The 9,099-nt window shown below is 40.5% G+C and carries 8 protein-coding genes and 1 pseudogene; 2 read left to right on the top strand and 7 right to left on the bottom strand.

Annotated features, from left to right (window positions below; genetic code table 11):
- The 6 genes from ABV001_RS12495 to ABV001_RS12470 form a co-directional block, all read right to left on the bottom strand.
- A partial coding sequence (locus ABV001_RS12495) for a DUF4934 domain-containing protein (RefSeq protein ID WP_352423116.1) occupies positions 1-669 on the bottom strand: 669 nt, incomplete at its 3' end.
- A gap of 168 nt (positions 670-837) precedes the next feature.
- Positions 838-2,499, bottom strand: a complete 1,662-nt coding sequence (locus tag ABV001_RS12490; RefSeq protein ID WP_352423115.1) for a tetratricopeptide repeat protein — start codon at positions 2,497-2,499, stop codon at positions 838-840.
- 100 nt (positions 2,500-2,599) lie between these two features.
- Positions 2,600-3,634 carry a PDDEXK nuclease domain-containing protein gene (locus tag ABV001_RS12485; RefSeq protein ID WP_352423114.1) on the bottom strand — a complete coding sequence of 345 codons (1,035 nt, stop codon included), beginning with the start codon at positions 3,632-3,634 and terminating at the stop codon, positions 2,600-2,602.
- 277 nt (positions 3,635-3,911) lie between these two features.
- The gene (locus ABV001_RS12480; protein ID WP_352423113.1) at positions 3,912-4,811 is read right to left on the bottom strand and encodes a 6-bladed beta-propeller; all 900 of its coding nucleotides are present in this window, start codon (positions 4,809-4,811) and stop codon (positions 3,912-3,914) included.
- A 128-nt stretch (positions 4,812-4,939) separates the two neighbouring features.
- Positions 4,940-6,103, bottom strand: coding sequence for a 6-bladed beta-propeller (locus ABV001_RS12475; protein WP_352423112.1), 1,164 nt, complete (start codon positions 6,101-6,103; stop codon positions 4,940-4,942).
- Positions 6,104-6,113: 10 nt separating this feature from the next.
- Positions 6,114-6,971, bottom strand: coding sequence for a formylglycine-generating enzyme family protein (locus ABV001_RS12470; RefSeq protein WP_352423111.1), 858 nt, complete (start codon positions 6,969-6,971; stop codon positions 6,114-6,116).
- 645 nt (positions 6,972-7,616) lie between these two features.
- Here ABV001_RS12470 and ABV001_RS12460 point away from each other — a divergent pair.
- Entirely contained in the window at positions 7,617-8,195 is a 579-nt protein-coding gene (locus ABV001_RS12460; RefSeq protein WP_352423110.1) for a hypothetical protein, read from the top strand.
- The gene (locus ABV001_RS12455; protein ID WP_352423109.1) at positions 8,179-8,877 is read left to right on the top strand and encodes a nucleotidyl transferase AbiEii/AbiGii toxin family protein; all 699 of its coding nucleotides are present in this window, start codon (positions 8,179-8,181) and stop codon (positions 8,875-8,877) included. Before ABV001_RS12460 ends, ABV001_RS12455 begins: the two co-directional genes overlap by 17 nt.
- Positions 8,878-8,990: 113 nt before the next feature.
- On the opposite strand, the pseudogene ABV001_RS12450 reads toward ABV001_RS12455, so the two are convergent.
- A pseudogene (locus ABV001_RS12450) lies at positions 8,991-9,099 on the bottom strand (IS4 family transposase); the annotation flags it as partial.

Raw genomic sequence — 9,099 nt, 5'->3', positions numbered from 1 at the left:
ACTGGGGGGTAAGGCAAGATGTCCGGGGGCGATAGAATCGATCATATTCCCTTCGAAATCCTGCGTCCATGCCATCACGGGGAACCCCTCGAAAGGGAGACGGAAAACCGATACGGTTGATTCCTTGCTGTTGACAACTATCTGTCCTTTGGGAACCCTATACCTGAGTGGAATCGGATCCAATGGATTATTCTGCAGGTCGAAACGCAGCAATTGATTGCTCGACCAGGCCAAAATGTATATCTGCCCGGTTTCTTCATCCAGCCATTCGTTATACACATTCAGGTATTCATTGGGGCCTTGCCCGTAAGAACCGATGGTGGTGATAAATTCACCCTCTATATTGAATAATTTGAACGGATTCTGGCGAATATTCCTCACTAAAATATGTTGGTCGGTGACGGTGATAAACGTGAATCCTATAAGTGCCTCGTCACGGTTGTCGAGTTTTACCATCTTAAGATCTTCGATAAAGAGGCTTAAGGGTAGGTCCACGGTGTCTTTTAGTTTGGTCAGGTCGCAGGAGATCAGCTCCGAATTGCGGATTATCACCTGCTCAGCTACTACATCCAGTTGGTCGAGCAGGGCTTGTTTTCCGTTCTTGCCGCAAGAAGGAAAGAGGAGGAGGAAAAATATCCCCGGGAGGTAATGAAATAATTCGCGTTTCATGTTTATCCGTCTTAATGGTGATTCATGGAAGCAAAGGTAACGGTTTGAGATGGATAGGAACAAATAATCAGGCGGACAATTGATAATCTTATTGTTGTATTAGTCTGTTGTTTGTTAGTTAGTTGTGATGTTTTGAAGAAAAGTATAGGCGGACAATGTTTTATTTTATCAATTAATCTTCTGTAAGATGGCATCTAAGTTGAGGCTGTTGTCTTCTATCCGGAATTTCTCGGTTTTCAACCGGTACTTCCGTTTGGTGATGGCTGCTTTCGAAACGCAGTAGATGTCGGACAGGTCCTGCATATTGATATTTATCTTCAGCAGGCAGCAGAAGCGCACATCATCATCCGACAGGGTGGGGGCGTGTTCTGCCAATTTGTCCAGGAAATCGGGGTAAGCGTCCCGGATACCGTGTATCAGCTCCTGCCAGTCGTGATCGGTGATTTTTATTTTGGCCTGCTTATCAGGGTTGTTGTCTGTGTTCTTGCCTGTGTTGTTGTCCGTGTTCAGGGAGGGTAGTTTGTGGAAGAAGTTAATCTTTTTGAACAGGGACTCCCTGAGCAGCGCTTCCTTTTCCCGCAGGGCGCTTATCTCCTGTTGCTGTTTCAATAACAGGTTTTTCTGTTGTAGCCCGAGAAGCCTGTGCTCATGGGCGGCTTTTTCATTTTTTCGTTTGTTGTTCACACGGATGATATAGAAACCGATCGCCATCAGGAGCAAGAGGAAGGTGCTTACCAGCAAATAGAACTGGTGTTCTTTCTGCTTGATTTTTAGCCGGTTGTTTTCATTCTCTAATTTCTCTTTCTCATATTTCTGTTGCATATCATCCGAACGGATCTTTGATAAAAACGAGTTGAATGCCTGTTCGCTATTCTTTGACAGGTTCAGCGCCTCGATAAAATGGCCTTTTTTTGCTTCCGATGTACGTAGAAAAGAGTAGGCGAGGTCGGCCACATAGGGGTCGTCGCCCTTGATGGACAACTCCGCATACTGCCGTGCCGAGTCGGGCTTGTTTTGCTTGTCGAACAGGATGGCACGGTATAAATTGGCGGCAGGCACATCCCGGCGGTTCCGTTTGACCTCCTGTGATTGGTTCTTATAGTGCAACGCTTCCTCTATCCGGTTGTCTGACTCGTATACTCCTGAGAGTATATTAAGGATGGTAACTTCCAGGTCCTGGTATCCTTGTTCTTGTGTCCGGTGGAGCGCCTGCATATAGGTCTCTATGGATTTATCCGTCTCCTTGTTGTAGCTCTGGGCATCGCCAAGTGCCAATAACGAATAGACCACCTGTAGGGAGTCGTTTGCGGCATGGGCATATTGCAACGCTTCCTCCTGGGTCTTTATCGCGGTGGACGCATCTCCCAAGGAGAGGTAGGCGTATCCGATTGTTCGTTTGTATGAGGATTTCCTACCATTGTCATCGTCTTCTGGAATCGCCTTGATCGCCTGATTGAAGTAGTACACCACGGAGTCGTGTGTGGCATTCCGGTAATGGTACATTCCGTTATAGTAGAGGCTTTGGTACAGGTTGGCGGAATCATTCCGGAGGAGGTAGTATTGTGTGGTGGCGTGGATGATGGAGTCGGATGACAGCTTATTGCCCGACCGGATCATGCTTTTTATGTAAATCAGGTTGTATTCGGCTTGTGCGGCTTCGCTTAGCCGTTTCACATCCTTTATTTCTTCCAGCTTCAACAACGCCAACGAAGGGATGGAGTCGGACAAACGGGCTGCCTCATCCAGCACTTTTTCATGACGGAGTTTGCCCTGGCAGGCCATGAGTAACGTGCAGAGCAGGAGAATGAGATAGGGGACAAGTTGTTTCATATAACGTTTTAGTAGAGATCGATTATACGTTCATTATCTTCTTATTTTACCTTCCGTATTCACCTCTTTCAATGCAATGGCATGATAAGACTGACGATGTTCAATCGTATTCTTTATCTTTTTGCATCATTTCAATCTGCCTGCGTTCCGCTTCCAGTTCTTTGATAAGTTCTTCTTCCGTCGGCAGGTAGAGTTTATATTTTGATGCAAACATATGCCGATTTTCAGCAAGTACCGAATACCTGACAACCGTCTCGTCTTTCTCGGTACATAATATGAGTCCTATTGTCGGATTATCGCCCTCACCACGCTTCAAATCGTCGAACATTCTGACATACATGTCCATTTGCCCGATATCCTGATGTGTCAGCTTCCCGATTTTCAGGTCAATAATCACGAAACATTTCAGGATGTAATTATAAAAGGTAAGGTCGATGAAAAAATTGGACGTTTCTGTGGAAATCCTTTGTTGCCTGGAGATAAAAGCAAAGCCTTTTCCAAGCTCAAGGATGAATTTTTGAAGGTTGTCAATCAGGACTTTTTCCAAATCCTTTTCATATAAATTGGTGTTAGTGGACAAATCGAGAAATTCCAGTATATAAGGGTCTTTGATAATATCCTGCGGCATTAATACATCTTGCCGTGCAATATTATCTTCGTGTTTTTTTGTTTCTATTTTGTTTTGAGAAGAAAGGATACGTTCATAAGCAAGCGATGATATTTGCCGGTCAAGTGCACGGGTTCCCCAATTCTGTTCAATGGCTTCTTTCAAGTAATACTGGCGAGCTTTTTCATTTTCAACCATTAGTAACGAACGATAATGCGTCCATGTCAATTCGGGTCGCACTGCGTCCCGAATTGGAAAGGTTTGATATAACTGCCTCATTCTGCGTAAGTTTCTCTCGTCGTATCCGGACCCAAACTCATCCGTAAGCCTGGCGGAAAGTTCAAGCAGTATTTTCTTCCCGTAATCGGCGCGGTCTTTACCGCCCTGCTCTTCAATAAGAATACGCTCCCCTATGTCCCAATAAGCGTATATCATTGTGCTGTTAGCATAATGATATACTTTGTTCCGGGCATTGAAGATGATGTTTTTAATATCATTATAAAAGTTCGATGATACTGTTTCTTTCATGTGCCGTATGTATTTCGGGTCGCACTGCGACCCAATTTATTTCGTCCGCAAAGATATGATTAAAAAATGAAATTTCTGCTTTAAATTATAATCTGATTATCAACCTTTAATGCTTGAATTTTCCATGTCGATGCCACAAGCTATCATGCTGCGGAAACATAGATTCGGAGGTGTTTTCGTGGCAATTTCGGATATCCTGTTGTAGAACTTCATATTTTGCATTTAATTAACGTAACCGGAATTACCGTAATGGCAGTTACGTTATTAAAGATAATTCTTAATTGATCAGATTATCATCGAGATCAAGATACCCAAATTGGATCATATCTTCAAAGAAGAAAATTAATCTATCATTTTGTTGATCATAGCAGAAATCAGAAATTCTATATCTTATATCCAATGTTTTAATATAACCGCCATCAAGATTGAAGACCAATAATTTGTCAGGATAATACTCTTCGGTATTCCAATTGCCTCCCGAATAGGATACGATTATCTTATCTCCCCTGATAAAGGCGTTTCCATAATGACGAAGGGGATCCCTGCTATTCCAATTGCTGCCATATATATTGTATTTCAGGTTCCCTTCCATATCCATGATGGTCATCAGGTTGCGGTTTGTGTAGCATTCCACAACGATTCCGTGCTCCATGGAGACTGCTATGGAGATACGTTTCTTTCCCACATCGGGATGGGAATAGTTCATCTCTTTTATTTCCCCGGTCTGCATATTCCATTTTCCTGCCGCCTCGTTATGACCTGTATTCCCCGTCGGTTTTATGATTCTTGCAAAGGAGAGGACATCATTGACAAATATATAATCACTGGGAAACTGAGTGTTGTTAATTTCCTTTTTTACCTCCGGCATATAATAAGGATCATTGAGGATACTATCAAGCGGATAGCTGAATAGCTTTAGTTTGCCGTGATCTGACATATAAATCTCTCTCCTCTTTTCATTCACTCCTATATGTCCCATAACGGTGATCTCACCGGGCCCCTGTCCTTTAGGTATGGCACTGGCGACGTATTCAAAATTGTTCCTGTTGAAGAGGTGGATAAGCAAGTCATCTGATTTGTAGTCTTGGACAATCAGATAATCATCCATCAGTTGTAACCTGGAGATAGAACCGATCATTACCTCTTCCGTGACTATTTCCTGAATTTTTTCTTTCACATCTGTAATGTTGTTTCGCCGACTTTGATGCTTTTCCGTATCGCTATTGTTCGCACAGCTCCAGAGCATTGTTGCAACGATTAAAACTACAGATCTAAATAAATTTCTCATGACTTTTTTCAGTTATGCTATTTTTTATACTTCATCAACATGATCACAGGATTATCTTCTTCATCCAGTCCTGCGGCAATTTCTTTTAATTTTCCCTTCAATTCGTCATTTTTATATGCTTCCACAAGTTGGCTGCCTGCCAAAGTTTCGAAACATGCAATTCCTCCATTTAACGGGTTCGAAATCATGTCCACTTCCTTTTTTTTCAGATAATCTCCATTGAGTACACTCGGATTAAAGAGTGCATTTTCCTGCTTGTCGTACATTAAATCGTTAATTGGGAATCCTCTTCCCGTTGTAAAATCGAATACTTTTTTCATGGTTTGCATGAAATAAAAATGGTCGGTAAGCATCCCCATGGTAAGGAGTATTTCAGTATCTTTGGAGGGAGTTTTTACAAGAAACGGAACCAACTTATTCTCTTTGGATATATAATTGTACACGGTATCGGATGATGTTTCAACAAGTAGCCAATTGTCATGATAGGGAATTATTGACGATACGGAGGTTACCGCTGTCCCTTCGCCCTCCCGCACGGACGGAGCTTTGATCACATCAAAAGGAATTGAAATATCACGGGTAATATGGCCGTCCTGTTTCGATATAATGGCATGATAAGATTGACGATCTCTGGGTTCTCCATCTTTGTAATAACCCGACATATCGTAACAGATCAGATTATCGTTGTCATAATCGAATATGTTCCAATAATCAGCACCTTCGGTATGGGCAAAACTTCGTTTGAAGTTGCCCGATAAGTCGTACACCAGTATTTTTTTCGAGGTGGAACAATTGACAAATAATTCTTTGTTGTCCTCATCCAGCGCAATCCCGTTGATAAAGTTATACTCTTCGGCGCCTTGTCCCTTTCTGTTTATCTTTCTTATTCCTTTACCGGTTTTTCTGTCAAAAACAAAAATATCACCATCGTTAATCCAGTTTTTTACCAATATGTATTTGTTGCCTATTGCCAGCACATTACCTTGGGTCACAAATTCATCATTTGTCTCCAGTGGAATATATTCCACATCCATAAAGTCCTGAAGGATCAGTTCCTTCTTGGGATAATTTGCCGTTACATCAACTGTGATAAGATCATTCTGTGTACCGGACTGTTTACATCCCACTATTCCTGTTATTTGGAACAGGATAATTGCCAGAATTGTGATTTCTTTTTTCATTGTGTTATTATTAATTAGTGGTGACTTGCACTGAGTCTGCATTTAAAGCAAGGCGGAAGCCTCCAAATTCATCGTGATGTTTTTCTACGTCGTAGTCGATATACGATACCCTGCATCCTTTTGCAGTGCCGCCCCAGCTACCGCCCCGCAAGACACGGCGGAAAAAAAGATGCGTGCCCCCATATGGCCATCCCGGGTGGACAGTTTTACCATTACGGGTGTATTCCTGAGTGTACCAGTCGCTACACCATTCCCATACATTGCCACTCATGTCGTATAAACCTAATTCATTAGGCTTTTTCATCCCTATAGGATGGGTGGTTCCCTTACTTCCCTGTTTGTTGTTCTGATAATTATCAAAATACCAGGCAACCTCGTCTATTTTATTGCTTCCGCTATATTTGTACCCTCTGCTTTGATTGCCACCACGCGCTGCATATTCCCATTCAACTTCTGTAGGCAATCGGAATTTTTTTTTGGTAAGGATATTTAACTTGGTTATAAAGACTTGGGTATCTTTCCAATTTATACGTTCTGCTGGGCACTCTTCACAGCCTGAATTGTAGGAACTGTTAAGTTCAGGATCCATAATAGCGCTCCATAATTTTTGGGTAACCTCATATTTGCCCATGTAAAAAGCGGACAAAGTCTCTTCATGCGCCGGCTTCTCATCGTCCTCACAATCATCACCCTGTTCGCCCGTACATCCCATAGTAAATGTTCCACCTTCTACAAAAATCATCTCGAAACTTTCTCCATTGACAGTGAAAGTGATACCTTGCGCCTTGTGATCAGATTTATCCTGAACACAAGCAGTCGTGATACCAAGAATAAGGACAAAAGTAAAAATTGTATGTATCTTCTTCATTTTATATGATTAGAGAATGCTAACAGGAGAATATATTTGTGCTTATCCATATTTCAATTGTTTTTCCGTTTATGTTTGTCCATAGAAGTTCTTATTTTACATTTTGAAGATCAGCAGCAATATTCAAATCAGCTCTTACTGTCTTGGTGCAAATTTACGAATAAATCGTAATAAAAACATGGTTATATGGGATATTGATGTTAAAGAAATAGAAAAATATTCTTTTGGCTTTAGGTTCCGTCCTATTGTCGGATTATCGTCCTCACCACGCTTCAAATCGTTGAACATCCTGACATACATGTCCATTTGCCCGATATCCTGATGTGTCAGCTTCTCGATTTTTCAGGTCAATAATCACGAAATATTTCAGGATGTACTGCTTATGGATAGTGGTATCTTAAGGAGTAGATATAAACGGAGGCGATATCTTCATGCACAGAATAAATAATTCGATGCAAATGTTTGGAAAAATAATTAATGGAACCAGTGATACCGTAATCGTGATTACGTTATTGTAGGGATATGGATTGTTTTGAATTAAACGAGATTTTTTGTTATTTTTATAAGTCTGAATAAATTCTTTTAAATTGATTATATTACTTTTGTGAACTGTATATAAGAATAATTCCTTGTTTCAGTTTATATATGAACAAAAAAGACTTTATACTAGAAATATATAAAGACAGTCGAACAGTGTTCCGTTTGTCGGGTATTGCCATGATGTTTCCTCAGGAGGAGAGTAAATATCTAAGCGAGCGTTTGGGGTATTACGTGCAGACTGGAAGGCTGCTGAATCCTCGCAAAGGAATTTATGCAAAGCCGGAATACAATCCTCTGGAGTTTGCTAATTTATTGTATACTCCTTCCTATATTTCTTTGGAATATGTACTCCAACAGGCTGGTATCATCTTTCAGTATGATTCGCGCTATACGAGTGTCAGTTACCTTTCCCGTGAAATCGAAGCAGATAACAAGCGATACAACTATCGCAGAATAAAAGAGGAGATTATCATGAATAATATCGGTATAATCCGGAGGGATAATATCAACATTGCTACTCCCGAAAGGGCATTTCTTGATATGCTCTATTTGAGTAAGGATTTTTTTTGTGATAATATTCATTCACTCGACAGGCCGTTGATCGATCGGATCATTCCGGCTTATCAATCTGTCACCTTGGAAAAACGAACCTTTCAACTTCTGAAAAATGGTAGATATCAATAAGCATAAGTTTTTTCTGTTCCAAATCCTTAAAGATATATATGAGGACAAGGAATTAGCAGGGTTACTCGGTTTCAAAGGAGGAACAGCCTTGATGTTTTTCTATGATTTGCCAAGATTCTCGGTCGATTTGGATTTTAATCTGTTGCTGTCTGAAAAAGAGGATATTGTATATGATAAGATTAGGAGAATTCTTCTGAAACATGGAACTATTCATGACGAAGCAAGAAAGTTCTTCGGAATACTATGTGTCCTAAATTACGGTGTGGGAGAACGGAAGCTTAAAGTCGAGATATCAAATCGGAATTTTAATGATCATTATGAGGTGAAGAACCTTTTTGGAGTTAACATCCAAGTGATGGTCGCACCCGATATGTTTGCACATAAGCTTTGTGCTATGTTAGATCGTACGAATGTGATCAACAGAGATATATTTGACTGTTGGTTTTACATGAATAACAAGACGCTCCTAAATAAGTCTATTGTTGAAACACGTATGAAAATTCCCCTTGCAGATTATTTACAGAAATGCATAGATACGCTTGAGGGTATGAGCGACAAGGGAATACTTGATGGATTAGGAGAACTCATGGATGAAGAGATGAAAATATTTGTTCGTTCCAGACTACGTACTGAAACAATATCATTATTAAAATTTTATAGGCAATTTCCGATGTTAACATAGAAGGAATAATATTCAACTTCAGAGAACTGTTATAAAGACCAAAACTATAGGTATAGATAATTTTCTTGTGATTTTATTTCTTGTCACTAGTGTCCCATAAAAAAGGGACGTTATTAAAAATCAAATAAACCTGGCCCATTGAGCCCAAATCGTTCTTTGTCATTTTGAAATTTAGTTTTGTCAAAAAGTTCCCGAAGATTCGTCTTATCGGTCAACGAGATG

Source organism: Proteiniphilum sp. (assembly GCF_040307845.1).
In the GTDB taxonomy this organism is placed as follows: Bacteria; Bacteroidota; Bacteroidia; order Bacteroidales; family Dysgonomonadaceae; genus Proteiniphilum.
The sequence above is the reverse complement of the archived record's forward strand: the minus strand, read 5'-3'. Positions and strand labels throughout refer to the sequence as shown.